This window comes from Quisquiliibacterium transsilvanicum (assembly GCF_014202215.1).
GTDB lineage: Bacteria > Pseudomonadota > Gammaproteobacteria > Burkholderiales > Burkholderiaceae_E > Quisquiliibacterium > Quisquiliibacterium transsilvanicum.
This window is the reverse complement of sequence record NZ_JACHGB010000009.1, coordinates 77350-101782: the sequence shown is the minus strand read 5'-3', so window position 1 is coordinate 101782 and position 24433 is coordinate 77350. Positions and strand designations below refer to the sequence as shown.

Annotated in this window: 30 protein-coding genes; 12 read left to right on the top strand and 18 right to left on the bottom strand. The window is 69.8% G+C overall.

What is annotated here, in order from left to right; genetic code table 11:
* Window positions 1-10: 10 nt before the first annotated feature.
* Window positions 11-832 (bottom strand): UTP--glucose-1-phosphate uridylyltransferase GalU, encoded by an 822-nt coding sequence (galU, locus tag HNQ70_RS19505; RefSeq protein ID WP_183970753.1) that lies wholly within the window; start codon window positions 830-832, stop codon window positions 11-13.
* 193 nt (window positions 833-1025) lie between these two features.
* On the opposite strand from galU, the gene HNQ70_RS19500 reads away from it, so the two are divergent.
* The 5 genes from HNQ70_RS19500 (at window position 1026) to HNQ70_RS19480 (ending at window position 3920) form a co-directional block, all read left to right on the top strand.
* The gene (locus tag HNQ70_RS19500) at window positions 1026-1283 is read left to right on the top strand and encodes an acyl carrier protein (RefSeq protein ID WP_183970752.1); all 258 of its coding nucleotides are present in this window, start codon (window positions 1026-1028) and stop codon (window positions 1281-1283) included.
* Between the two features lie 4 nt (window positions 1284-1287).
* Complete coding sequence (locus HNQ70_RS19495; RefSeq protein WP_183970751.1) at window positions 1288-2250, top strand: serine aminopeptidase domain-containing protein; 963 nt, start codon at window positions 1288-1290, stop codon at window positions 2248-2250.
* Window positions 2237-3226 carry a hydrolase 1, exosortase A system-associated gene (locus HNQ70_RS19490; RefSeq protein WP_183970750.1) on the top strand — a complete coding sequence of 330 codons (990 nt, stop codon included), beginning with the start codon at window positions 2237-2239 and terminating at the stop codon, window positions 3224-3226. Before HNQ70_RS19495 ends, HNQ70_RS19490 begins: the two co-directional genes overlap by 14 nt.
* A 78-nt stretch (window positions 3227-3304) precedes the next feature.
* Window positions 3305-3598: a BrnT family toxin gene (locus tag HNQ70_RS19485; protein WP_183970749.1), complete on the top strand. Its 294-nt coding sequence runs from the start codon at window positions 3305-3307 to the stop codon at window positions 3596-3598.
* Window positions 3585-3920, top strand: a complete 336-nt coding sequence (locus HNQ70_RS19480; RefSeq protein ID WP_183970748.1) for a hypothetical protein — start codon at window positions 3585-3587, stop codon at window positions 3918-3920. Before HNQ70_RS19485 ends, HNQ70_RS19480 begins: the two co-directional genes overlap by 14 nt.
* 26 nt (window positions 3921-3946) lie before the next feature.
* Here the strand turns inward: HNQ70_RS19480 and HNQ70_RS19475 are convergent, their stop codons facing one another.
* Complete coding sequence (locus HNQ70_RS19475) at window positions 3947-5158, bottom strand: right-handed parallel beta-helix repeat-containing protein (RefSeq protein ID WP_183970747.1); 1212 nt, start codon at window positions 5156-5158, stop codon at window positions 3947-3949.
* On the opposite strand from HNQ70_RS19475, the gene HNQ70_RS19470 reads away from it, so the two are divergent.
* Window positions 5157-5297 (top strand): hypothetical protein, encoded by a 141-nt coding sequence (locus tag HNQ70_RS19470; protein WP_183970746.1) that lies wholly within the window; start codon window positions 5157-5159, stop codon window positions 5295-5297. The genes HNQ70_RS19475 and HNQ70_RS19470 overlap by 2 nt on opposite strands.
* A gap of 245 nt (window positions 5298-5542) precedes the next feature.
* Here the strand turns inward: HNQ70_RS19470 and HNQ70_RS19465 are convergent, their stop codons facing one another.
* The 15 genes from HNQ70_RS19465 to HNQ70_RS19395 all read right to left on the bottom strand — a co-directional run bounded on the left by HNQ70_RS19465 (window position 5543) and on the right by HNQ70_RS19395 (window position 18335).
* Window positions 5543-5818 (bottom strand): helix-turn-helix domain-containing protein, encoded by a 276-nt coding sequence (locus HNQ70_RS19465; protein ID WP_183970745.1) that lies wholly within the window; start codon window positions 5816-5818, stop codon window positions 5543-5545.
* Window positions 5805-6125 carry a type II toxin-antitoxin system RelE/ParE family toxin gene (locus tag HNQ70_RS19460; protein ID WP_183970744.1) on the bottom strand — a complete coding sequence of 107 codons (321 nt, stop codon included), beginning with the start codon at window positions 6123-6125 and terminating at the stop codon, window positions 5805-5807. The genes HNQ70_RS19465 and HNQ70_RS19460 overlap by 14 nt, the downstream gene beginning before the upstream one ends.
* A gap of 184 nt (window positions 6126-6309) precedes the next feature.
* On the bottom strand, window positions 6310-7440 hold the full coding sequence (locus HNQ70_RS19455; RefSeq protein WP_183970743.1) for a TadE/TadG family type IV pilus assembly protein: 1131 nt from the start codon (window positions 7438-7440) through the stop codon (window positions 6310-6312).
* Window positions 7441-7451: 11 nt separating this feature from the next.
* Window positions 7452-8108, bottom strand: coding sequence for a hypothetical protein (locus HNQ70_RS19450; RefSeq protein WP_183970742.1), 657 nt, complete (start codon window positions 8106-8108; stop codon window positions 7452-7454).
* 275 nt (window positions 8109-8383) lie between these two features.
* Window positions 8384-8773, bottom strand: a complete 390-nt coding sequence (locus HNQ70_RS19445) for a DUF192 domain-containing protein (RefSeq protein ID WP_183970741.1) — start codon at window positions 8771-8773, stop codon at window positions 8384-8386.
* A complete protein-coding gene (locus HNQ70_RS19440; protein ID WP_183970740.1) occupies window positions 8770-9651 on the bottom strand; it encodes a type II secretion system F family protein in 882 nt (293 codons plus the stop codon). Before HNQ70_RS19440 ends, HNQ70_RS19445 begins: the two co-directional genes overlap by 4 nt.
* On the bottom strand, window positions 9648-10499 hold the full coding sequence (locus HNQ70_RS20555) for a type II secretion system F family protein (RefSeq protein WP_183970739.1): 852 nt from the start codon (window positions 10497-10499) through the stop codon (window positions 9648-9650). The genes HNQ70_RS19440 and HNQ70_RS20555 overlap by 4 nt, the downstream gene beginning before the upstream one ends.
* A complete protein-coding gene (locus HNQ70_RS19430; RefSeq protein WP_183970738.1) occupies window positions 10496-12298 on the bottom strand; it encodes a TadA family conjugal transfer-associated ATPase in 1803 nt (600 codons plus the stop codon). The genes HNQ70_RS20555 and HNQ70_RS19430 overlap by 4 nt, the downstream gene beginning before the upstream one ends.
* A gap of 16 nt (window positions 12299-12314) precedes the next feature.
* The gene (locus tag HNQ70_RS19425) at window positions 12315-13712 is read right to left on the bottom strand and encodes a type II and III secretion system protein family protein (protein ID WP_183970737.1); all 1398 of its coding nucleotides are present in this window, start codon (window positions 13710-13712) and stop codon (window positions 12315-12317) included.
* A 19-nt stretch (window positions 13713-13731) separates the two neighbouring features.
* Window positions 13732-14715, bottom strand: a complete 984-nt coding sequence (cpaB, locus tag HNQ70_RS19420; protein ID WP_183970736.1) for a Flp pilus assembly protein CpaB — start codon at window positions 14713-14715, stop codon at window positions 13732-13734.
* The gene (locus tag HNQ70_RS19415; RefSeq protein WP_183970735.1) at window positions 14712-14891 is read right to left on the bottom strand and encodes a hypothetical protein; all 180 of its coding nucleotides are present in this window, start codon (window positions 14889-14891) and stop codon (window positions 14712-14714) included. The genes cpaB and HNQ70_RS19415 overlap by 4 nt, the downstream gene beginning before the upstream one ends.
* Window positions 14888-15673, bottom strand: a complete 786-nt coding sequence (locus HNQ70_RS19410) for a hypothetical protein (protein WP_183970734.1) — start codon at window positions 15671-15673, stop codon at window positions 14888-14890. The genes HNQ70_RS19415 and HNQ70_RS19410 overlap by 4 nt, the downstream gene beginning before the upstream one ends.
* Window positions 15670-16593 carry a hypothetical protein gene (locus HNQ70_RS19405; protein WP_183970733.1) on the bottom strand — a complete coding sequence of 308 codons (924 nt, stop codon included), beginning with the start codon at window positions 16591-16593 and terminating at the stop codon, window positions 15670-15672. Before HNQ70_RS19405 ends, HNQ70_RS19410 begins: the two co-directional genes overlap by 4 nt.
* Complete coding sequence (locus HNQ70_RS19400) at window positions 16583-18010, bottom strand: pilus assembly protein TadG-related protein (protein ID WP_183970732.1); 1428 nt, start codon at window positions 18008-18010, stop codon at window positions 16583-16585. The genes HNQ70_RS19405 and HNQ70_RS19400 overlap by 11 nt, the downstream gene beginning before the upstream one ends.
* Before the next feature lie 28 nt (window positions 18011-18038).
* Window positions 18039-18335: a Flp family type IVb pilin gene (locus HNQ70_RS19395; RefSeq protein WP_246435165.1), complete on the bottom strand. Its 297-nt coding sequence runs from the start codon at window positions 18333-18335 to the stop codon at window positions 18039-18041.
* Between the two features lie 235 nt (window positions 18336-18570).
* Between HNQ70_RS19395 and HNQ70_RS19390 the strand changes: the two genes are divergently transcribed.
* The 6 genes from HNQ70_RS19390 (at window position 18571) to HNQ70_RS19370 (ending at window position 20620) form a co-directional block, all read left to right on the top strand.
* Window positions 18571-18855, top strand: a complete 285-nt coding sequence (locus tag HNQ70_RS19390; RefSeq protein WP_183970731.1) for a type II toxin-antitoxin system RelE/ParE family toxin — start codon at window positions 18571-18573, stop codon at window positions 18853-18855.
* 5 nt (window positions 18856-18860) lie between these two features.
* Window positions 18861-19208 carry a HigA family addiction module antitoxin gene (locus HNQ70_RS19385; protein ID WP_183970730.1) on the top strand — a complete coding sequence of 116 codons (348 nt, stop codon included), beginning with the start codon at window positions 18861-18863 and terminating at the stop codon, window positions 19206-19208.
* A gap of 142 nt (window positions 19209-19350) precedes the next feature.
* The gene (locus tag HNQ70_RS20465; RefSeq protein ID WP_183970729.1) at window positions 19351-19623 is read left to right on the top strand and encodes a type II toxin-antitoxin system prevent-host-death family antitoxin; all 273 of its coding nucleotides are present in this window, start codon (window positions 19351-19353) and stop codon (window positions 19621-19623) included.
* Entirely contained in the window at window positions 19620-20003 is a 384-nt protein-coding gene (locus HNQ70_RS19375; RefSeq protein WP_183970728.1) for a PIN domain-containing protein, read from the top strand. Before HNQ70_RS20465 ends, HNQ70_RS19375 begins: the two co-directional genes overlap by 4 nt.
* A 12-nt stretch (window positions 20004-20015) precedes the next feature.
* On the top strand, window positions 20016-20144 hold the full coding sequence (locus HNQ70_RS20460; protein ID WP_281381719.1) for a hypothetical protein: 129 nt from the start codon (window positions 20016-20018) through the stop codon (window positions 20142-20144).
* Between the two features lie 5 nt (window positions 20145-20149).
* Window positions 20150-20620 (top strand): HigA family addiction module antitoxin, encoded by a 471-nt coding sequence (locus HNQ70_RS19370; protein WP_183970727.1) that lies wholly within the window; start codon window positions 20150-20152, stop codon window positions 20618-20620.
* Here HNQ70_RS19370 and HNQ70_RS19365 read toward each other — a convergent pair.
* Entirely contained in the window at window positions 20559-24230 is a 3672-nt protein-coding gene (locus HNQ70_RS19365; protein WP_183970726.1) for a hypothetical protein, read from the bottom strand. The genes HNQ70_RS19370 and HNQ70_RS19365 overlap by 62 nt on opposite strands.
* Window positions 24231-24433: the final 203 nt, after the last annotated feature.

The following is a 24433-nucleotide window of genomic DNA, read 5'->3' as shown; positions in this document are numbered from 1 at the left end:
CCGCGCCCGCTCAACGCAGCCCGAAGTAGATGTTCGCCGTGAGGAAGCCCTGCTTGCTGCCGCAGTCGAAGCGCTTGCCGCCGAAGCGGTAGCCGTACAGGCCGGGGTTGTCCACCTGGCGCGCCAGCGCGTCGGTGAGCTGGATCTCGCCGCCGCTGCCGGGGGCCTGGGTCTCCAGCGCGTCCATCACGCTGGGGTGCAGGATGTAGCGGCCCACCACCGCGAAGGTGGACGGCGCCTCTTCGACAGGGGGCTTCTCGACGATGGCCTTCACCTTCATCACCGTGCCCTGGGTGGACTCGGGATCGATGATGCCGTACTTGCTCACGTCGGCCCGCGGCACCTGCTCGATCGCGATCACGCTGCCCCCGGTGCTCTCGGCCACCGGCAGCATCTGCTTTAGCACGCCCTCCGGGTGGCCGTCGATGAGGTCGTCGGGCAGCAGCACGGCGAAGTGTTCGTCGTCGCCGATCATCGGCCGCGCACACAGCACCGCATGGCCCAGGCCCAGCGGCGCCGGCTGGCGCACGAACAGCACCTTCACGTGCGCCGGAATGATGTTGCGCACCGCCTCCAGCGCCTCGAACTTGCCCTTGGCCTCCAGCTCGGCCTCCAGCTCCGGGGCGCGGTCGAAGTAGTCTTCCACCGCGCGCTTGCTGCGCCCGGTGACGAAGATCAGCGTGTCGCAGCCCGCTTCGATGGCCTCGTCCACCGCGTACTGGATGATGGGCCGGTCGACGATGGGCAGCATCTCCTTGGGGATGGACTTGGTGGCCGGCAGGAAGCGGGTACCCATACCTGCGACGGGGAAGACGGCTTTTCTGAGCTGCATGGGCGTGACGGCTCCGGTTGACGGCTTGGTTGAATGCATTATCGCCCGCCGAGTATGACGGCTCCGTGCGAAACGGCGCGCGGGGCATGCTGTGGCCCACCGCCGGCGTGCGATCGGACACAGGCAGGCCCCAATCCCGCCCAAGCGGCCGGCCCGGCCCGTTAAAATCCCGGCCAAACACCAGGAACCTCCCATGTCCAGCCCCTCCCTCGACACCGCCCTGCGCGGCATCCTCGAATCCGCGATCGGCAAGCGCGCCGTGCCGGCCCAGCTTTCCGACTCCACCCAGCTGCTGGGCGCAATCCCCGAGCTCGACTCGATGGCGGTGCTGGGCATCCTCACCCAGATCCAGGACGACTTCGGCTGCCAGATCGAGGACGACGAGGTGAGCGGCGAGATCTTCGAGACCTTCGGCGACCTGAAGCGGTTCGTCGAGTCCAAGCTCGGCTGACGCGGTGCGCGCCCGGCTCGAACCCGCCTTCCTGGAAGGCTTCCAGGGCGGCCGCCGGTTCGCGCTGTGGGTTGCGCCCCCCGAGGGCCGCCCCGCCCGCGGCTCCATCCTGTGCGTGCAGCCCTTCGGCGAAGAGGCCAACCTCTCGCGCCGGGTGCTGGTTGCCCAGGCATCGCGCCTGGCGCTGGCCGGCTGGACCACGCTGCTGCTCGACCCCTACGGCACCGGCGATTCCGACGGCGCCACCGGCGACGCCTCCCTTGCGCTCTGGCGCGCCGACCTGCTACGCGCCAGCCGCCTCGCCCGCGAACGCGCCCCCGGCCCCTTCGTGCTTTGGGGCACCCGCCTGGGCGCCCTGCTGGCCGCCGAGCTTGCGATCGCCCTGGACCAGATCGCCAGCGCCATCATTTTCTGGCAGCCCGCGGCCACCGGCGCGCAGCTGGTGGACCCGTTGTTGAAGCTCGCCACGCTGGGAGCTGCGGCGCGGAAGGCGGCTGGACGGGCTGGAGAGGCGGACGCGGCGGCGAAGGCCACAGCGGCGGCAAGGGGCATGGACGCAGTTGCTTCCACGGATACGGGACCGGCCTCTGCGGACCGGGAGGCGCCCGGATTCTTCCCGGGCATCGGGGACGCTGCCCGCGCCGAGCAGGTCGACGTGGCCGGCTACCGCCTGCGCCGTGAGCTTCTCGACGACCTTCGCGGCCTCACCATGCAGCCGCCCGTCCAGGGCGAGCACAGCGCCCCCTGCCCGGTACTGGTGCTCGGCATCCAGCGCGTGTACACGCCTGGCGCACCGTCGCCCAAGCCGCTGGCGCAGATCGCCGAGCGCTGGCTGCATGAAGGCTTCCTGACCAGCCTGCGCGTGGTGCCCGGCGAGCCCTTCTGGTCCTCGCTGGAGCCCTCCACGCCGCTGCTGGCCTTCGACGCCACCGAAACCTTCCTGGAGTCGATCGATGGCGATGCTTGAGCAGGCGCTGGTCTTCGACGGCTCGCAGGGCCCGCTGGTGGGCATCCTGGCCCGCCCCGTCACCGACTGCCGCGCCGCCGTGCTGATCGTCGCCGGCCAGCCCCAGACCCGCGTGGGCGCGCACCGCATGTTCACCGACCTGGCCCGCGAGCTCGCCGCCCAGGGCGTGGCCAGCCTGCGCTTCGACGTCGGCGGCTGGGGCGACAGCCCCGGCGAAGCCCTCGCCTTCGAGCGCTCCGACCGCGACATCGCCGCAGCCGCCTCGGTGCTGCGCACCGCGCTGCCCGGCGCGCCCCGCCTGTGGCTCTGGGGCCTGTGCGACGGCGCCTCCGCCGCGGTGCTGGCCCTGCCCGCCGTGCGCGCTGCCGGCGTCACCCCCGACGCCGTCTGCCTGGTCAATCCCTGGGTGCGCACCGAGGCCAGCCTGGCCGCCGCGATGGTGAAGACGTACTACCTCAAGCGGCTGATGCAGGGCGAGTTCTGGGCGCGGCTGCTCACAGGACGGATACCGATCGCGAACCTGGTGCATGAGCCGCTTCGGCATTTGCGGGCAAGGTTTGGGCGCGGCAAGCCCGGGGGCTCTGGGGGGGCTGCCCGGACGCGAGGCGGGGCCAGTGCCGCTGGCGAAGGAGGGGCGGCCGAGACGATGAGCGCGGCTGGGACCGTGGGCGCGACCGATGCGCTCCCGGCGCAGGCCACCGCCGCGACCGCCGCCGAAGCTTCGGCCGGCCCCGACCTGCCCGAGCAGTTGCTCGTGCAACTCTCGGCCTACCGCGGCGCGGTCTACACCGTGCTGTCCGGCAACGACCTCACCGCCGCCGAGACCGACGCCCTGATGTCACGCGACAAGCGCTGGCGCAAGCGCCTGGACCGCAAGGGCGCCATCCTGCGCGTGCCGGGGGCGGACCATACGTTCTCCGACCCGGATCACTGGGCGGCGGTGATCAGGTGGGTGGGAGAGAAGGCGCGGGGGTGATCATCCGTGCGCCAGGACTGGCAGCCTGTCAGTCAGTCGCCTGAAGACAAAAGGCACACACGAAGCTACACTTTCCGAGTGAAGGCATTCCGATGGAACCCCGACAAGAATCGCGAACTCCTGGCTGAGCGCGGTGTCTCGTTCGAGCAGGTTGTGGTCGCCATTGAACTTGGTGGGCTGTTGGACGTTCTGATCCACCCGAACACAAGGAAGTACCCAAACCAACGGCTTATGGTCGTTACCTGGGACGGCTACGCCTACCTGGTGCCTTATGTGGAGGAAACAGAGCACTTCTTCCTCAAGACGATCATTCCCAGTCGGAAGGCGACGCGCGACTACCTCGAGAACGGAGAACCAGATGGCACGGCCTGATCCCTTCGAAGTCGAAATCGTTGATGCCTACGAGGCAGGCAAGCTGAAATCTGTAGCCTCCAAGGCCGAACTCGATCGTCTGAAGGCAGCCGCCCGGGCAACTGCCCTCAAGGATCGGCGAGTCAACATCCGCCTTTCCGCAGGGGACCTGCAGGACATTCAAGTCAAGGCGCTGGCCGAAGGTCTGCCGTATCAGACCCTGATCGCCAGCATCCTGCACAAGTACGTAACGGGCCGCCTCGAGGAACGTGAGCCTGGCGGGGCCTCGGCGGCGGCAAAGCCGAAGACATCGGGCCGTCGCTCAACGCGCAGCGATGCCTGACCCATAGGCCGAGCATCACCCGCGATTCAGGTCTGGAAGGCTCCCGGGCTCAGGAGCACACCCTCGGGCACGGGCTCGGTGCCCATCGGATGCACGTACTGCTCGCGCGGCACGAGCGGCACATCGCCCAATGCCGGCAGGCGGACTGCCGAGCCGCGCACCGAGGCGCCGGGGCGCAGGCGGAAGTCGTACTGCGACGGATCGCTGAACTGACCCTCGCTCAGGTAGGCGTTGCCGCTGCCCTCGCCGTCGACCACGCCGTCGAGCGAGCCGCGGCCCACGAACAGGTTGTTCTGCACCAGTGCCAGCACCGAGCCCGGATACACGCGCACGAACACCCCGCCCGCGGAGCGGCGGTTGACCACCGTGTTGTGCACGAAGATCAGCTCGTTCTCCGGCCATTTGTACTTCTCCGGGCCGTAGGTGACGACGTGGTTGTTCTGGGTGCGGCGCTCCTGCACGATGAGATTGCCCATCACCAGCGCCTTGCCGCCGTTGGAGAGGTCGATCTCGTAGCTGGCCTCGCCGCCCTCCTCGTCGGTGAGCCGGTTGAAGAGGATGCGGCTTTCGCGCGCACGGCACTTCAGCAGCTGCCCGACTTTGGCTCGCGCGAAGTAGCTGGCCCGCACATGGCAGCGCGCGATCTGGCCGACGTACAGGTTGTGCGTGTAGCCGTCGCCGAAGCCATTGCCGGAGAACTCGCAGCGGTCGATGAAGATCTCCGCGTCATTGTCGTTGCCGGTGAGCAGCCCGTTCTGGTTGCCGGTGAAGCGGCATTCCCGCAGCGAGAGCTTTCCGCGCTCGAAGCGGATGCCGGCGCCGTTCTTGTCTGGCACCCGAACCCCTTCGAACTGGATGCCGGAGATGTCGAACTCGCCGTTGCGCAGCACCCAGATCGCCTTGCCCTCGGCATGCTTGCCGTCGGCGATCATTCGCACAGGCCCGCCCACCGAGCGGATGGTCAGCCGCTTCTGCAGCCACACGGCCACGTCGCCGCGATACTCGCCGGCCTCGATCTCAACCACGTCCCCGTCCTTGGCGATGCCCGCGGCAATCGATACGGCGACGGCATCGCCGCCCTTGCCGACGCGGATCACGCGGGCGCCTGGCGCTGGGGCCGACGCCGACACCGACGCCGGCGCTTTGGCTGGCGGCTGCGCTGCGAAGGCCGCGGGCCAGGCCGCGCCTGCCATGGCTGTGGCGCCAGTGGCGAGCAAGCGGCGGCGAGTGGGTTCCATGTCGAAGGTTCTCCTGTTGTCGGCGATGCGCCGTTCTTCACGGCTCGGCAGCCAGTGGCGCGTGATCTACCGGGTCGAAGCCGCCAAGGTCCATCTGCTGGTTACGGCGGTGGCTGTCCATGACTACCAGAGAACGTAGATGAAGAACTCTCGCGCCGCGAAGAAGCGAGTCGAAGTCTCCATGGGCGAGACCGTTCGGGTGCTCCGCGAGCTTCAGGAACTCAGTCAGAACGACTTGGCGGACCTGACGGGTATGCGTCGCAAGCGTGGAGCAGGCCCCATTTGCGCTCGTCCGCTTGAACCATGTCTCACGCCGATTCCCGCTCTTCCTGCTTCTTCAAGTGGGAGGCGTAGGGGTTCTTTCGGGACGAGAAATCGTACTCTTTAAGCAGCAACGTCCAGCAGCGCCTTGGGATTCTTGTCCGCCACCATCAGCAGTGTCCTTGCGGGCCCCGATGGCGCGCGCCGTCCCTGTTCCCACTCCTGCAAGGTACGCACCGACACCCCGATCAACCTGGCGAACTCGGACTGCGACAGCCCGATTCTCCCCCGAATCTTCGCTACAGAAGGAACCGTCGTGATACGTCCGACTTCGCCCCGCTTGATCTGTTGAATCCCTTCCAGGATTTCCGCACCGATGTTGCGATCAGTTTTCCTCATCGCTGAGCTCCTGCCGGATCTCGCGTAGAACGCGCGCCGGGATATTCTCGGCCTGGTTCTTCGCATAGATGGTCAACATCCAAATGACACCCTTTGCGGCTCTGGCGAAGTAGATCACCCGCACACCGCCTCGCTTGCCCCGTCCAGAGACGCCCCAGCGCAGCTTCCTTACGCCTCCCGACCCCGGGACGACCTCTCCAGACTCGGGGGCCTGCGCCAGATGAGCCTGAAGCGCAGCGTACTCCTCGTCAGACAAGTAGTCGTAAACGAGCCGAGTGAAGAGCGGCGTTTCGATGAACGAAAGCATCGCGAGAATCCTACGTCACTGCCGTAGAAACGGCGAGGACGATCGCCCTTGCCGCGGAACTCTGAGTCACATCGTGACGCGCGGACCATGTGCACCGCCATGGGGATGACGCCGACGAAGGCCCCCCGCCGAGTCCGTCGCGAACGTGGAGCCCGCGTTGCGGGCACGCCGAGGATCGGCGCACTCACGAAGCCCCGCACATCCCCGGCGGCGGCGTCAGCCGATCGCCGCCCAGCTTCAGGAACCCCGGCGCGCGATCATGGCTCCCGTCCTGCGTGGGCGACGCGCCCCCGGGGTTCTGCTTGCGCGGCGCGATGGGCCGGAACGCGCCCTCTGGGTCAACCACCCCGGGGCCCAGCGAGGGACCGGGCGTGACATCGGTCTCCAGCGGCGGCGGCGCGTCGGCGTCGCGGGCGGGGCTCTGCATACGCACGGTGGCGGACACGCGCACCGGCCAGCGGGGGCGCGATCTGCCGTCGTCGCCCACTGCGTCGTAGTGAGCGCAGGCCCATCGCCGCGGGGAGGCCGCGGGCGCTGGCACCCCGAGGTCGACCGTGCCGAGGCGCATCGACGCCCCAGCACCCGCCCAAGCACCCGCCCCAGCACCCGCCCCAGCACCCGCCCCAGCACCCGCGCCCCCGCCACACCCGTCGATGCCCCGCATCACCCACGCCGCCACCCGTCCGATCAGGGGCACCGTGAGCGGCACCCCATAGACCACTTCGACCTTCAGCAGATTGGCGTCCGACAGCGTCTGCTTCGACGCGCTACCGATCGGCTCCGCGCCCCGGTAGCCGGCCACGCCGCTGGCCGGCAGCCGCATGCCGGTGCGCAGCGTGAGGTTGTCGTTGGGGATCTCGAGCAGTCCCTCGATGGGTTGGCCGTCCGGGGCGCGGGCGGTCTCGGCCCAGTCGGTGAAGCTCCCGGCGGTGGGCGCGAGCCGGCGCCACGAGGCCCACCCGGCCGCCTTGCCCTGCGACAGGTGCGCGCGGGTGCGTGCGACGTTGGCTGCATGCTCCTCCGGGCCGCTGGATCCGTAGAGCCAGGGCGCCAGGCCGCGCGCGAAACCGCGTTCGATCGCGTCGGACGACGCATGATCGACGCTGCCCGCACGCGCCGCCTCCTGTGCGGCGTGGGCCACGGCGCCGCGTCCGTGAAAGAGCAGTCCCCACTGGAGCACCGAGAGGCCGAGCAGCAGCACGATGGGCGCGGCCAGCAGGGTCTCTACTGCGGCGACGCCGGCCTGGCGCGGGGCGGCGGAGCGATGGCCGGCGTTCTCGGATGCGGCGCCTGGCGCCTGCGTTCCCAGGCTCATGGTCCTCGCCTTCACGGCCGCGGCGCACCGCGCAGGTACTCGATCCTGGGCGGCTCGGGATCGGGCCTCGGCTGCGCGCTCCGCTGCGCGGCCGCTTCGCGCGCGGAAGCGCGATCTCGCCCCACCGCGCGATCACGCTCCACGCCGCGGCTTCTGGGAAGATCCGCTTCCGCGCCCTTCCCGCCCGCCCATGGCCGCGCTCGCGTGACACGCTCCAGCGCATCGGCCTGCCCGGCGAGCTCGGCGCCGAGCGCCTCCCGCGCCGTCGCCGTCGTGTCCGCTCCATCGCCCGCAAGCGCCCGCGCCTCGTCCAGCGCCGCCCCGGCCAGCTCCAGGTTCACCGAGGCGAGGTTCACCAAGGCCTTGAGTCGCGCCTCGCCCTGCGCCCCGGAGCCGGCCTTCCGGTAGGCGCTGGCCGCGGCCAGCAGGTGGCCACGCCGGTGGTGCAGGTTGCCGATCCGCAGCCAGGCCTGGGGGTTGGCCGAATCGAAGGCGGTGACCGCCTTGAAGGCCTCGAGCGCCTGGCCCCAGCGGGCGCCCTCGTAGGCGTCTTCTGCCTCCGCGAGCAGGCGCGCGATGGTGGCCGGATCGACAGGGCCCGAAGGCGACGCGTCGTCGGCGCGCGGCCCAGTTCGGTCGACCTTGGGCGCCGCCAAGTCGGCTGCCACGGGGAAGGGATCGACCGGCGGTCCCTGGGTCGCGCAGCCCGCGTTCAGCCAGAGGAGCGCGGTAAGCGCGATCACCCGGCGCGCGGGCAGAAACGTCGGCGCTTGGACAGACGCCCGGACAGACGCTCGGACAGGCGCTCGGACAGGCGCGTGGGCTGACCGCTGCGCGGACTCGCGCAACGGCGGCACCCGGCCAGCTCCGCCCGTCGCCCCGCCCTGTCGCTCGCCCGCGGGCTCCTCAGTCGGCCGTTCAGCATCGAATCGTTGCGCTCCCATCACACCCTCCTGCGCTCGAGGCAGTCGCCCACCACCAACCCCAGGCGCTCCGCCTGCCCGGCAGCGAGCTCGATCACGCTGTGCGCGCCGAGGCAGATGCGGACCCGCCAGGGCTGCACGGCAGCGTGGATGCGCAGAATGCGGCCGCCGCCGTCGACGAACACCAGGTCGACCGGAAAGCGCATCGCCATCGTGTGCACCGCATCGCAGGGCACCAGCCACAGGCCGCGCTCCTGCGGTGCCTGCATGCGGCCCAGCCAGCCGCGCAATCGCTGGCGCACCGAGCCCGCCACCTCGACGCCCAGGTTCACCGGGCGACCTTCCACGCCGAGCAGGGCAAACGCCGTGCCGCGCGGGCCCACCACCAGGCCTTCCATCGTTCTGTTCATCGCAACCACCCCTCTTCAAGGAACCGGCTCGCCACCGGGAACAGCAGGATCAGGAACGTGCAGGGAAAGACGAAGATCAGCAGCGGCGGCAGCATCTTCACCGGCGCCTCCATCGCAAGCTTCTCGGCGCGCAGGAAGCGCTCGTTGCGCCGCTGCTCTGCCTGCGCGCGCAGCACCGGCCCCAGCGAGCTGCCCTGCTTCTCGGCCACCAGCAGCGCCGCCACCAGGCTGCTCACCGCCGGCGTGGCGAGCCTGTCGCCCAGCGCGCGCAGCGCTTCGGCGCGCGGCCGGCCCGCCTTCAGGTCGCGCAGCACCCGCCCAAGCTCGATGCGCAGCGGGCCGCGCGGACCCTTGTCCACCGCCTGGGCCAGCGCCACCGGCAGGTTCAGCCCCGACTCCACGGCAAGCGTGATCACGTCCAGGTAGAAGGGGAGCTCGCGCAGCACCGCGCGCCTACGCGCCTCGGCCCGGTCGCGCAGCCAGCTGGCGGGCAGCGCCTGGCCCAGCAAAGCGGCTACTGCCAGCAGGGCGAGTGGCGGCGTGCCGCGCGGACTCCACACCAGCGCCGCGCAGGCGAGCGCGAGCAGGCCCGCCACCAACCGGCCGGCCAGGAACTGCTCCGGCGTCAGCGTGTGCTCGAGACCGGCCCGGCGCAGCCGCTCCAACTGGACGAAGCGGGTGCGCGCCGAGGTCCAGGCACCCAGGTGCGCGGCAAGCGGCTGGGTGAGCGGCCAGGCCAGCCGCCAGAAGGTCGGCGGACGGTCCTTGTAGCGCCGGTCCTCCGGGGCGCCGGCGCGCAGCACCGACGCGACCCACAGGAAGGCCGCCATCGCGGACGCGGCGCCCGCCCCCATCGCCACCACCAGCCAGGCACTCATACGTCGATCCTCATCACTCGGCGCATGAAGTAGAGGCCCAGCAGCTGCATCACGACCACCACCGCGCAGGTGGCCAGGCCGTAGCCAGTGGTGAACAGCGCGGACATCGCGGTGGGCTCGACCAGCCAGAGCAGTCCGGCGCACAGCACGGGCAGCAACCCCATCGCCCATCCCTGCAGCCGGCCCTGGGCGGTGAGCGCGCGGATCTTGCCCTCGATGGCCACCTTGCGGCGCATCGCGTCCCCAAGCGACTCCAGGGTCTCGGCGAGGTTGCCGCCGGTGGCGCGGCTGATGCGCATGGCGGCGCACAGCAGGGCGGTCTCCTCGAGCGGCATGCGCCGCTCCAGGCCGGTGAGCGCCTCGTCGAAGCTGGCGCCCAGACGCTGCTCGCGCAGCATCAGGTCGATTTCCTGGCGGGCCGGCGCATCCATCTCGGCGGCGGTCTGGCCCAGCGCCTGCGTGAGCCCGAGCCCTGCGCGCATTCCGCCTGCCGCGAGCATCATCAGGTCGGACAGCTGCAGCCGGAATGCATGCGCGCGCCGCCGCCTGAGCCACCCGAGCAGCAGCCGCGGCAGCATCCCGCTGGCAAGTGCAGCCAGCGCCGCGCCCGGCAGGCCTCCGCCCAGCAGGAGCACGCCCAGTGCCACGCACGCCGCCGTGCCCAGGTTCAGCGCCAGCAGGCGCTGCGGCGAGACGTAGAGATAGGCCCGCGCCAGCTGGCGCGACACGCTCGCGTCGAAGCGCGCGCGGTACGCAGGCGCCAGCCGGGCCACCGTGATGAACACCAGGTAGAAGCCGATGGCGGCCGCGCCTGCGGCCGGCAGCACCACCTGCAGCGTCGCGCTCACGATGCTGTCCCTCGAACTGCACTCAAACCGCTCGCACCCGCACCGCTCCCGCCCGCACCGGTCGCGCCCCAGGCGGGCGAGTGACCGGCTGCGCGCAGCGTCTCGAAGAACTGCGGCATCACCTCGCTGGCGACGAAGCGGCCACGCTCCCAGCGGAAGACCGGCTGCATCAGCACCCGGCTGCCCTCCATGCCGGTGACCTCGGCGATCTCGACGATGCGCCGGCGCCCGTCGGCCGCCCTCGCCTGCTGCACGATGAGATGCACCGCCGAGGCGATCTGGTCGCGGATGGCGGCCACCGGCAGATCCATCCCGGCCATCAGCACCATCGTCTCCAGACGCGCGACCACGTCGCGCGGGCTGTTGGCGTGAATGGTCGTGAGCGAGCCGTCGTGCCCGGTGTTCATTGCCTGCAACATGTCCAACGCCTCGCCGCCCCGGCACTCGCCGACCACGATCCGGTCCGGACGCATGCGCAGCGCGTTGCGCACCAGGTCGCGGATGCTGACGGCGCCGCGGCCCTCCGCGTTGGAGGGCCGCGCCTCCAGCGAAACCAGGTGCGGATGCGCCAGCCGCAGCTCGGCGGCATCCTCGATGGTGACGATGCGCTCGCCCGATGGGATCAGGTTGGAGAGGACGTTGAGCAGCGTGGTCTTGCCCGAGCCAGTGCCCCCGGAGATCACCACGTTGCGCCGGTGCGCCACGCACAGGCGCAGGAACTCGAGCATCTCGGGCGAAGCCGAGCCCAGCCGCTGCAGATCGGACGGCGCCAGCAGCTGCCGGTTGAAGCGGCGGATGGTGACCGTGGAGCCGCGGATCGCCAGCGGCGGGATGACGGCATTCACGCGCGAACCGTCGGCCAGGCGCGCATCCACCATCGGCGAGCTCTCGTCGATACGCCTGCCGATCGGCGAGACGATGCGATCGATCACCGCGCGCACCGCGTCCTCGCTGCTGAACACCGCGGCGGTACGCTCGAGCCGGCCCTCGCGCTCGACATAGATCTCGTCGGCCCGGTTCACCATGATCTCGCTGACATCCGGATCGGCGAGCAGACGCTCCAGCGGGCCCAGGCCGATGGCCTCGTCCAGAACGTCTTCGAGCAGCCGCTTCAGGTCCAGCCCGGCAGGAAGCTCCGGCTCGGCGGCGATCAGCTCGCCGAGCAGTTCGCGAGTCTCCGCCCGCAACTGCTCGCTGCTCAGTTGCCGCAGGTCCTTGCGGCGCAGGTCCACGGTCTGCAGGAGCCGGCGGTGCATCAGGCGGCGCCACTCGACGTCCACCGGCCGGGCGTGTTGCCGGGGCAGGCTGGCGTCGGTGCGGGGCGCATCGCTTGCGCCCGCGTGAACGCCAGCCGTTGAGCCGGCGCTGTAGCCAGCGCGGTGGCCGGGAACACCCGGCCCGTTCGGCACCCCCGCCACCGCCTCGGGAGGCTCGTCGGCGGCAGCAAGGTCGTCCCGCCAGAGCACGCCTGTTTCCGCATGGGCCCGAGTCACCCCTGCCTCGGCCTCCGGCCCGCCGGACACCCGGAGCCGGTAGCCTGCGATCACGATTTCGTCGGCATCAGAGAGCGGCGCGAACTCCACGATGCGCTCGCCGTTGACCCAGGTTCCGCCAATGCTGCCGCAGTCGACCAGTCGCAGCCCGCGCTCCATCCGATGCAGCTCGGCATGCACCCTGGCCACCCGCCAGCTGTGCAGTTGCACGCCGCAGTGGCGGTGCCGGCCGATCCGGCAGGGAAGGCGGTCTACCCGCACGCTGCGCATGGGCAGCCCGTCGGCCTCGATGGTGATCGTGATCATGGCTGTGCTCCGCGCTTCACTCGACCATCCGAACCCGCTTGCGGGCCCGCTGGTAGGACTGCAGGACCGGCTCGCTGCGCAGGCGCTCGGCGGGCGGAGGCGCGGCCCTGTCCCCTGCCGGACTCCCCGCGGCTGCCTCGGCCTGCCCGGCACCCGCTGAGACCGCGGCCGATCCGGTCGGCAGCACAGCAGGCCGCTCGACGTCAGCGAATCTCGGCGTGATGAACACCACCAGCTCGGTCTGGCGATCGCGGAACGCACGCGACCTGAACAGCCGCCCCAGCACCGGCAGTTCGCCCAGCGCGGGCAGCCGGTCGATGCTGTGCGAGGATTCCTCGGAGAGCAGGCCGGCGATGACCAGGGTCTCGTGCTCGCGCAGGTTCACCTCGGTCTCGGCGCGCCGCTTGGTGAGACCGGGCACGTCCTTGACCATCACCTCGAAGTTGACCGCCGAGATCTCGGTGGCGATCTTCGCGGCGATGACGCCGCTCTCGCTGGCCACCGGGCTGACGTCGAACTTCACCCCGTACTCCTTGAACAGCACGGAGGCATTGCCGAGGCCGGTGGTGAAGGGGATGGGCAGCTCGCCGCCGGCGACGAACTTCGCGCTGCCTCCGCTGCGGCAGGACAGGCTGGGCTCGGCGAGCATCGCCGCGTCGCCGTTCTGCACCATCAGGTTAATCATCGAGGTGAGCGAGCTGACGATGCCCAGGCTGGTGACGAAGGGCGCGAGGCGCGGTCTCACCTCGATTCCGGCCACCCCCTCGGCGATGCCGCCGGGGCGCATCGCGCCGCTGCGATGCAGGTCGCCCGCGATGCCGAAAGCCGGGCCGGACATGTTGCCGCTCCAGCGCACACCCAGGTTCTCGAGCTGGTCGCGGCGGATCTCGACCATCTTCACGTCCATCGCGATCATCCGCTCCAGCCCCACGCGGCTGACCAGGTTGACGATCTGCGGATAGCGCTTGGAGACTTCCGCAAGCCGGCCGGCCTGCTCGTCGGACAGGTTGCCGCCCTCCACCACCACCTTGTCGCCGACCACCCGCGTGCGCACGTTGGAGGCCCCGCCGAGCATCGCGCGGATCTCGTCGACGAGACGCGCGGCGTCGGCCGCGATGACGTTGACCACTACGGAGCGCTGGGTGCCGTTGCGCGCCCACAGGTGCAGCGTGCTCTGCCCGGGCGCCTCGGGAATGATCAGCACCTGCTTGTCGTCCAGCGCAGTGGCCTGGATGACCTTGCCGTTGCCGATGACGATTCGCCTGACCTCGCGTTCGTCCAGCAGATGGGCCTGACCGACATAGAGTTCGAGCGCGGCGGGCGGCAGCGGCATGCCTTCTGGCGAGCCCCAGGCCCCGGCCCCGGTGAGGCACGCGGCAAGCATCGCGACGAACGGGCGGAACAGTCGTTTCATGGCAGGAGGCTCCGGGGAATCAGCGGGCGGCGGGGACGGCGGCGGAAGGATTGGCGCCACCCGAAGGGAGCGGCCCGGTGACGGCGGGCGGACCAGCGACTGGAGGTGCCGCGGCTGGCGCCATCGCGGCTGCCGCCTGTGACAGCGCCTGGGCCAGCCGGTCGGCATTGCGCAGCGGTCCCTGGCCGCCGACGATCACCTCCGGGGGCGAAGGCGGCGGAGCGGTGGCGGCGCCCCGCTCCATGCCCAGCAGCCCGTAGACGTCCAGCGGCCGCTGCGCCACCGGCTCGCGGTCGCCAGGGTTGCGCAGCATCGCAGTGAGCTTGCCGCTGCGCTGCGCCACCACCAGGCGCTGTGCCTGCTCGGGGCTCACCTCGATGGTGATCGCGGTGTAGGCCCGGGCGCCGGGGCGCTCGTCGTCGCCCGGCCGCACTTGCCGCCCGGTGGCCAGCACCCGCACGTCCTGCATGAGCGCGCGAGTGATCTCCTGGGGCAGCGGTGCGCCGCTGCTTCCCGGCAGGCGCACCGAGAGCATCAGGTCGATGCGGTCGCCAGGCTGCAGCATCCCGGACAGCGAGTTCACCTCGTCGACAGCGACGGTGAGCGCACGCACGCCGCTGCGCAAGCGCGCGGAGAACGCACCGGAGTCGGGTGCCGCCACCGCGAGCTTCTGCAGCGGCTCCCCGGCCCGCATCGGCTGCAGCAGGCGGGCTCCGGCGACCGCATCGAAGCGGTCTGGAGTGACCGTTCCGGCCGGCAGGAACTCGCGCGGCATGTCGCGCACCGCCATGTTCTCGGCACTGACCGTCTCGCCACGGCGGAGGTCCAGCTTGGCAACCACCACCTGGATGGACGGCTGGCGCGGCGCGAGCCGCTCGCGCTCGATGGCCAGCTGTTCGCTGAGGTAGCCGCGAGCCCCGAAGGCGGCGAGCGCGCCGAGGCCGAGCGCAGCGGCCAGCAGCAGCAGGTTGCGGTGACGGGCGAGGAAGGCGAGCGGTTTCATGGGCGTGACATCGCGTAGGTGAACTTCTGGTAGTGGTCGGCGAAGGCGCGGAAGAGCTGCTCCAGCGCACTGTCCGGACCGATGGCCAGCGCAAGCGCCAGCAGCGAGACGACGATCAAGTACTCGACCGAGCTCTGGGCGCGCTGGCGCCCCGCTGGAAACACGCGGCGGCTCATGGCGCGGCCCCGCTTGCATGGAGCACCACGCCGCTGCGGCCGGGTCCGGCCGGGGACACGGTGAACACCACCTCCGCATCGGCGCGCCTGAAGCGCCTGGCCTCGCCGCGCGCACCGGCCGAGTGCAGCACCGGGTCCGGCGCATAGCCGCGCGCCGCCAGACGCTGCCCGATCGCGTCCGCCAGCCATGAAGGGCTGCCCTCGGCGACGGCCACCAGCGTCTGGCCGCGCCGGCCCGCGTCCACCGCAGAGAAGCGCCGCAGCACGGCGCTGCCCTCGGGGAGCAGTTCGGGACCCGGCAGCGCGGCCCCGGCCGAGCCAAAGCCGGCGCCGGCGCCCAAGCCGCCTGCGCCCAAGCCGCCCGTTCCCGAGCCGCCCGTTCCCGAGCCGCCCGCACCTGACACGCCATCCGCACCGCCGGCCGGCCAGACGCTCAGCACCCCCTCGCTGCCCCCAGATCGACCAGGACGGAACTGCAAGGTCCTGAATCCCTCCGCACTCCACGAGGACAGCACCCGCCAGCCGGGCAGACCCGTCTCGACGAGATCCGCCCCCTCTGCGCCGCGCCACTCACGGCGCACCACACGTGCCAGCTCGTCCGCCTGGAGCGGCGTGGTGAAGCGCGCCACGCGCACCCGCCGGCCCTCGATCTCGCCGTCCTCGATCACCGGCTCCATCCGCGCCCGGAACGGCAGCTCCAGCGCCGAACCGGTCCACGCCGCTGAAAGGGGCGCCATGGCCGCAAGCGAGAAGGCGAGCGCAATCGTCAGGATCAGGCTCATGGCATGAGCTCCTCGTCAGGCGGGACCTGTGCGTCGGCGCCAACGGTCCCGATGCGGTCCGCCGGGACACGATCGACATCCACCTCGTGGTAGCGGAACGCGTCCGCCTGCGGCTCCAGCCCGATCGCGCCCATCAGCCCGATGAACCCGCGCGTGAGCGCATGGCGCGCGTCTATGCTGGCCTCCCAGGCGGCGAGCACCGTGGCACCCTGGCTGACGCGGGTCTCCACGCTGTCCTCGGCGCCGCCGTAGGGCCCGCTGGCGTTCCAGGCGTCCGTGAGGATGGCGGTGGTGGCCCGCATGCGCAGCGGGATGGAGTCGAGCTGGCTCAGGAAGTCCGAGGCACTGGAACTTGCCGAGATTCCCGCCTGTACCCGCGCCGCCACCAGGCCCTCACGTATACCCAGCCCGAACCTGCCGGGCCCCGCCTTCTCCGCCAGGAAGCCGGCTGCATCGGCCACCCCGCCCCCGCCCTGCGATGACGCAAGCGACAGCCCGGCGTCGAAGGACTGCAGGTCGATGCGCGCGCCGATGTCGGAGAAACGCTCGATGAGCGGGCGGTTGGTGCGGTCCACCCACAGCGGATTACGGTCTGCGGCGGGCGCGTCGTCCATCACCCGGTCCTCGGTCAGCGGCTGCACGTCGGTGCGCGAGAAGGCGCGCCGACGCAGCTCATCGACCAGCTCCGGATGCGCAGCGCCGTCGCGGCAGTCCTGCGGGCGGGCGGCGCACTCGAAGGCCAGCATCCGCGAGGCGGCCACGCTGGCCTGCTGCAGCGTCTGCACCTTGCCCAGCCAGACGATCAGCAGCGCGAACGGCACCAGCACGATGGCCGCCACCAGGGCCTCGACCAGCGCCTGCCCGCGGGCCTGCCGGTACCGAGCGACTGCGTGCGGACGCGGACGGGGGTTAGCGCACATAGTTGTCCGCCAGCGCACGCTGCGCAGCGCTCGGTTCGACCAGCCGTACCTGCCAGTACGGGCTGTAGAGACTTGCGTATTCCAGTCGCTCCGGCGCGCCGCTGGGGCGCCGGAAGTAGACCTCGGCCGCGCCCACCGACCACAGCCGCCGGCCGGCGTAGTTTTCGGCCAGCCGCAGCCGGCCCACGCCCACGTTGAGCACGTTGGCCGTGTGCACGTCGCCGGCTTCGGCCCGGGCCAGCACCGCCACGCGGCTGGAGGGAAAGCGCGGATTGGCCAGCGCTTCGTAGGCCAGCTCGCGCACCGTCTCGATGCCGTTGTAGGCCTCGAAGCCGGGATGACCGCTGCCCGCGATGACGGCTTCGGCCAGCGCCGCGGCCATCGCGTTGTGCCGGACGTCGCCGGGGTTGCCCTTCAGCGGGCCCTCCAGCGGGAAGCTCCAGGTGCCGTCGTCCGTCGAAGGCCGCTCTGGCGGCGCCTCGGCCGGACCGGAGGTGGCTTGCGCCGCGCCCCAGCCAAGCGGAATGGCCTCGCGCTGGTTGCAGCCCTTGAAGCCGAAGAAGCCGCTGCTGGGACGCCAGTCGTGCAGCGAATGGGTGTCGGCCGCCTCCCATCGCTCGAAGGCCGGCGTCATCACCGTGCCGCCCCGCTTGTGCAGCTCCTGGAACCATTTGGTCGGCGACACCAGCGGGTTGCCGAAGCAGCTGCTCGGCAGCAGCCACAGGGTGAGGTCCATGCCGCGCGGGCCGGCCACGAAATCGTCCAGCGAGTCATCCACCACGCCCTTGAGCCTTGCGCGATCCTCGTCCGCGTAGCGCCGGGTCATCGCCCTGAACTGACCCTCGTCGGGCAGCGCGAAGGCGAAGAAGCGCGGATCGTTGGCGCGCGCCACCTCGTTGGCGACTGCGCCCAGGCCGAAGGTGTCCACCGATGCGTGCAGCACCTCCTGGCTGGTGGCCAGCAGCCGCTTGTAAGCGCTGCGCGCCAGCACCTCTTCTCCGGAGGCCATCTCGGTGAGCTCCCGGCCGGTGCGTGCGAGGTCCGACCCCATCTGCAGCACCGCCGCCACCGGCGGATAAGGCGTGGCCAGCACGGACGCGGTGGTGGTGAAGCTCTCGAAGTACTTCGCCCAGGACGCCAGCGTGACCGCCTGCGCGATGGCGACTTCCTGCGCGACGATGGCCCGGTTGGCATAGGCGTGGTAGTTCATCACCCGGGCCCGCCACAGCGCCGCGCTCCAGGCGGCGGCGTCTGCGGCGTTGTCGAGCCGCTGCCGGGTGGAGGCAACCTGGCCGGTGCTGAACATGAAGTAGAAGCCGAGCGCGCCGGCGAACAGCAGCACCAGCGCAAGCACCAGCGCCTGACCGCGCTGGGCGGCCCGGCCGCGCACGGATACGGATGCGAACATGGCGTCCATGACCTGACTCCGCGGCGGCCGGGGCCGGTCAGGGGCGGTTGCTGGCGTTGAAGTTGTCCAGGCCCTTGCGGACGTTGGCGTTGGTCTGCGCCGTGTTCGCGTTGGTCTGGGCGTTGCCGATGGCGGTGGCCGCGTCCTGGCCGGACATCTCGAGCGCGAGGCCCGCGGTCTGGTTGCGGATGGTCTGGCCGAACAGCGTGTAGATGCCGATGGCGGCGACCGCGATCAGCGCGACGATGATGATGTATTCGGTCATCCCCTGGCCGGCCTGGCGGCGGGCGACGGGGTGACGAGCGGCAAGAACGGGGCGTGCGAGGCGGTTCATCTGGAGTGGCTCCTGGGCGGGTTGATGTGCGCAGGAACCATTTGACGCGGCGACCGCGTCGTCGCCTATTGCACCGAACGTCTAGCCCGGGAACTCTCGAACGGGGGTTCTAATCTCGGCAGATCGCAATGATGACGAGATCCGCCCGTATGGCGGAGCATGATCGCTGCTTCCAACCGCTGCGGCGGCTGAAAGTAGTGGTTGATGTTACTAATACCGTTTGGCGATACTATCCATGATCACAAGCTTCGCGGACAAGCGGACCGCCGCCATCTTCGACGGCCATGAAGTCCGCGGCCTGCCTCGTGAGATGCAAGGCGCAGCGCGCCGCAAGCTGAAGATGACCGACGCAGCACCGTCCATCGCAACCCTGCGGGTGCCTCCCGGAAACCGCCTGGAGACTCTGAAGGGCGACCGCAGGGGGCAGTGGAGCATCCGCGTAGACGGCCAGTGGCGCATCTGCTTCCGATGGAAGGATGGAAATGCGCTCGATGTCGAGATTGCGGACTACCACGGGTGAACCATATGAGCATCAAGCGCAGCGAACTGAGGACGCAGCACTACGAGGACGTCGCGACTGGCCGGCGGCTCGGCGCAGTCCATCCCGGACACGTGCTGCTCACTGAGTTCATCGAGCCGCTGGGCATCACCCGCTACCGCGTGGCGAAGTCCATAGGCGTGCAGCAACGGCGCATCGACGAGATCTGCACTGGAGAGCGGGCTGTCACTGCCGACACCGCGGTGCGCCTCGGCCTTGCCTTCGGCGTCGATCCGCAGTTCTGGCTGAACCTGCAGGCGCAGTACGACATCGAGACGATCGAGCGCGAACAGGGCGCGCGGCTTGCCGCGGAGGTTCGGCCGATCGCCGCGTGAACCAGGGTCGGAACGGAAGCTCGTCGCCTATCCGCAGACCTCGCTGGTCATCGGACAGCGGATCGAACGCTGACTGGCCGGGTGTCGGCTTGGTGTCGACTCAGATAGACTAACTGTTAGTCCACTTCGATCGGAGTCCACCGTGCAGGTCTTCAACGTCCATGAAGCCAAGACCCATCTCTCGCGCCTGCTCGAATTGATCGAGCGCGGCGAGGAAGTCCTCATTGCGCGGTCCGGCCAGCCCGTTGCCAGGCTGACAGCCTATCGCCCGACGCGTCGCAGCATCGCGCCACCGGGGAGCATGAAAGGCCGCGACTGGCAGATGGATGACGATTTCGATGCGCCGATCGACGCGCTGTTTTCCTGTCTGCAAGAGCCTGAAGGCGAACCCGGCGCACCGGAAGTCGGCCGGTGAGGCTGCTTCTCGACACGCATTTCGCCTTCTGGTGGCAGACCGGCGACCCGCGCGTCACGGAGGAAGTCCGTAGCCTGGTGGAAGCTGCTGACGAAACCTTCGTCAGCAGCGTTTCCCTGTGGGAACTGACGATCAAGGCTGGCTTGGGCAAGGTCCGCATCGACTTGTCCGCTTTCGCAGAACAGGTGGAATCGATGGGCTTCACCTGGCTGCCGATCGAGAACGCCCACATCCTTACGCTCACCGTCTTGCCAGGCTTCGACGACCATCGTGACCCCTTCGATCGCTTGCTGCTAGCCCAGTCGATGAGTGAGCCGCTCATTCTCCTCACGGTGGATGGCAAGCTCGGCCGTTACGGAAGCACTGTCCGAGTCGTCTGATCCGTAGGTCCGATGGCGATGAAGTTCGCGGCCTGCCTCGTGAGATGCAGGCGTCAGCGCGTCGACATCCAATTGCGCATCTGCTTCCGCTGGAAGGATGGCAATGCGCTCGATGTCGAACTGGCGGACAACAACGGATGAAGCACATGAGCCGCAAGCGCAGCGAACTGAGGACGCAGCACTACGAGGACGTCGCGTCCAACCGACAGCCCGGCGCAGTGCATCCCGGGCACGTTCTGCTCACCGAGTTCATCGAGCCGCTGGGCATCACCCGCTACCGCGTGGCGAAGTCGATAGGCGTGCAGCAACGGCGCATCGACGAGTTTTGCACCGGAGAGCGGGCCGTCACCGCCGACACCGCGGTGCGCCTCGGACTCTCCTTCGGCGTTGATCCGCAGTTCTGGCTGAACGTGTCGAAGACCTCGAAGCGCCGGCCGGCTCACTGTCAGCCGGGCGCCGGCTTGGCGCTGACCGAGCCAGACAAAGCTTTGTGCCGTCCCGGCCGGAGTCGAGCATGCGGGTCTTCGACATCCATGAAGCCAAGACCCATCGCGATCAGGGTGCCTTTCCGACCGGCACGATCTTCGGCGGCTCGGTCTTTACCTTGCGGCCCGTGAAGTCGGTCGAATAGGTCTTCTCCTGCTCTTCGCCCGAGGTCTTGGTCTCACCCTGCGTGACGCCGTAGGTGCCCTCGGCTGCGATCTTGACGCTCTCCTTGGCGTTGCCAACGCCGACGTTTCCGCCCACCTCCGTCACGCTCTCGACGCCCACCTTCACGCCCGCCGTCTGCGACGTCGCGGTGACGACGGACTGGGTGCCGCTCGTCTTCCGGGTGATGGTCATCTTGAATTCTTCGGTCGGCTGGATGACCTGGAAGGTCTGAGTCTTCGCGAAGTCCTCCTTTGGCACGACGACGAGGAAGGCGTCCTGCGTCGTCCAGGCCTTGAACTCGACGTCCATCTGCGGCGTGCTCAGGTAGGTCGGCGTGCCCTGGTTCGTGCCCACGATGCGCACCGTGACGTCCCGCTCGACGCCGAAGTCCGCCGGCAGGTTGTAGAGGCCGACCTTGTCGCCGACGGCACGGCCCGAGGCCCCGAGTCCCATGTCGATCATCAGGCCGTCGGACTTCCAGGCACGGCCGCCGGTTTCCTCGAGGTACACGGTCCACTGCCCACGCATCACCGTGCGGGTGTCGTAGCTGAATATGAAGTCGACCGACTTCTGCTTCGGAGACTGCTGCGGCGTGCGGGTCGGCGTCGGGACGGGTGGCTTGGTCGTTCCACCGCCACCGCCACCGCCACCACCCGTGCCGCCACCGCCCGTGCCAGTGCCACCCGTGCCAGTGCCACCCGTGCCAGCGCCCTCTGTGCCGCCCCCTGTGCCGCCACCCGTGCCGCCACCCGTGCCGCCGCCCCCAGGGGCACCGCCGCCCCCGCCCGTTGGAGCCGGACTTGCCCCGGTGCTCGGCTTCGTCACGCCCTGCTCGGCGTTCTGCAGCCCTTGCTTCGCCAGCGCGGTCGCGTTATTCGACAGTGTCTGCAGGAACTGCGTCACTTGCTGCAGCCCCGACATGTCGCGGAAGGCGCCGAGCGCGTTGAGGATCGACGCCGCGCTCGAGAAGCCGGTCGGGTCGGGAATCGCGGACGGGGTCACGATGTTGACCATCGCCGGCGGGAAGGCTGTCGCCCCGAGGCCCTTGGTCGGGTCCTGATAGCGCGAGTCGAGGCTCGCAGTGCCGATCGGAGGTGCGTCATCGGGGATCGGCGAGAGCTTCCAGTCCCAGAAGCGCGTGTTGTCGATCACCTCCGATGCGTTGCAGTGGCCGAGCTTGGCCTCGGCGAACACGCCGCGCTCCGGGGTCGTCAGCAGCTGCTCGACGTACTGGTTGAACTGCGGCACCTTGAAACGCTCGATTCCGAAGGCCTTGCCGAGCATCGAGTCGCTGCCGCTCGATGCCGGGAACACCAGCTGGTCGCCGACGACGTCGAGCAGCTGGTTGTCGATCAGATCGAGCAGCCGCACACCGTTGATCGCCCGGTGCGCGAGCAGCTGCTCGCGGTCCCAGGTGCCGAGCGACAGCCAGATCGCGCGCCAGTAGTGGGGCAGGTTGCCGTTCAGGTGGGCGAGCAGCCGGTGCAGGCAGCACAGCTCCTCTTCGGACAACAGGTCGTCCACCGTCTTGACCTGCGGCTTGAACGGGGTCACGCGGAAGCGGTGGGTGCGGCCGAGCGTAATGAGCGTCGGGGTCTTTTCGTCGACCATCACCCAGCGCCCGGGTCCGCCGGTGGTCTCGATGCGGACGCTGCTCAGGTCCCAATCGACGTCCCCCTTGCGTTCGCCGTAGGCGCCGACGCTCAGCTCGATCGCGAAGACGTCGCTCCAGCGCACCTGCATCTGTGGCTTCAGGTCGTAGACGAAGTCGCTGTTCGGCTGGATCGGCGGGTTGTACAGGTGCAGCTGTTCCTTGTACTTGATGCCGTTCACCACGGTCATCAGGCCCGGGTCGGTGAGATCGAGCGTCGTGAGCGTGTTCGACTTCCAGACGACGCGCATCGTCGCCGAGGCGAGGACAACGATCCGCGGGCCATTGCGCAGCGAGACGGTCAGCGTGCCGAGGTTCTCCGTCACCGTCGGGTCGCCCTGGTCCTTGAGTTTCTGCTTCGTGCGCTCGAGCGTCAGCTCCAGGCAGTCGCGCCGCCGTACGATGTCGATGCAATCGCTGACGCGCGGATCGAGCAGCACCCGACGGATGACCGCCTCGTGCTTGAGCACCAGCGCGTAGTCGAACTCCTCGAACGCCATCTGCACGAAGATCGCCGGCCGCACGTCCGAGGGCCGCGTCAAGAGACGGTGGTGCTGCAGCACCTCGTAGTAGAGGATCGTCAGCGCGTGGCTATGGTTGTAATTGGCGACGATTCGCGTGCGGGCCTGCGCGGTTTCGGCCTGCGTGCTTTGCACGACCACGGTCGAGCTCAACTCGCGCAGTGCCGAGGAGGCCTGGTGGAACGCGTCGGTGATGTTCTGCGTCGTGTTGCCGACGACGTCGCGCAGCCCCCGGCTCTCGGCCGAGGCCCCGCCCATGCCGAATGCGCCGGCGACGCCGAGGCTCACCGGCCCGATCGGAATGCCTGCGCCGGCGCTCAGGGCGCCACCAGCCTCGAACGACGAGCCGGACTGCGACTCCTTGACGACCATGTGCACCGCTTCCGACAGCGTGCGGTCGCGCAATGTCGCGTGCTGCAGGTCCTCGGCCTCCTTCGTCTGCTCGTTGCGCACCGCCGCGTCGCGCCGCGTCCAGTCGACGATCGAAACCGCGACCTTCTCGCCCGGCGCAAGCGGCAGGCTGTAGGCGATCTGGCCGAGCGAGTGGCCGAGCGGGTACCACTCGGTGCTGTAGACGATGCGCCAGCCGAGGGTCGCCTTTCGTGCCCCCGGCGACACGCCCGGGATCTCGCGCACGCTGCGGTCGTCATACTTGATGTCCGCCCGAGTCAGCGAGCGGACGATCTGTACGAAGCGGACCATCCGCGTCGACAGGTTCGACGGCAGCAGCGTCTCGCAGCCGTCCTCGCCGATGAGCAGCGCCCCGGACATCGAGAACGAGCCGGGCGACAGGCGCCAGTCCAGGATGCCGGGCGTCTGCATCGACGGCATGGCCGGCCACAGTGGCCGGCCCCGCAGCATCCCTTCGTCGAGGTCGATCCGCAGACAGGCGAAGCGCGGCCCGAGGTCACCCTCGCGCAGCGCATCGAAGACGATCGCCGGGTCCTTGAAAGGCAGGACCTGCAACTGCGCGACGGCGACCGTCAGGCGCGGCTTGCCGGGCGCCAGCAGCCCGGCGCGGTCCAGCGTATCGCGCAAGGCGACGACAACGTCCTCGGCGCGCAGCGGCCAGAGGTCGAACGACGCGTAGCCGACGTGGTCGGTGCCAACGACGCCGAGCGGCACGACCTTGAAGCCGAGCTGCCCCGGCGCGACGCCGGCGGCGCGGCCGCTCTCGACCGCGAGGTCGAAGCGGGCGATTCCGAACAGCGGCACGCGGGTGATCGGCTGCGCGGTGTCGATGTGCCGGACGAACACCCCAAGCAGCTCGTACGGGATGTCCAGGTCGAAGCCCATGTCGACCTGCTGCTTGTCCTCGTCCCCCCCGAGCACGCCGAACCGTGTGGGATCGAAGCGGACCGTCGCGAACGCTTCCTTGCTGGTGAACCGGCTGAGGCCTGGCATCTGCGCACCCCGCTCAAGCTATGCGAGGATCGCGCCGAGGAAACACAACGCTCGCGCGCTGACCGCTCGAGCGAAAAGCATAGAAGCCTTCAAGGCTCTCGGCAAGGCCCAGGACAGCCTTGCGACCGGCCTGCGATGGACTGGCCCGGGCGGGCTCCGGGCGCCTGCCACCGCCCGGGCCACACAACGCCGATTGCTCGGCA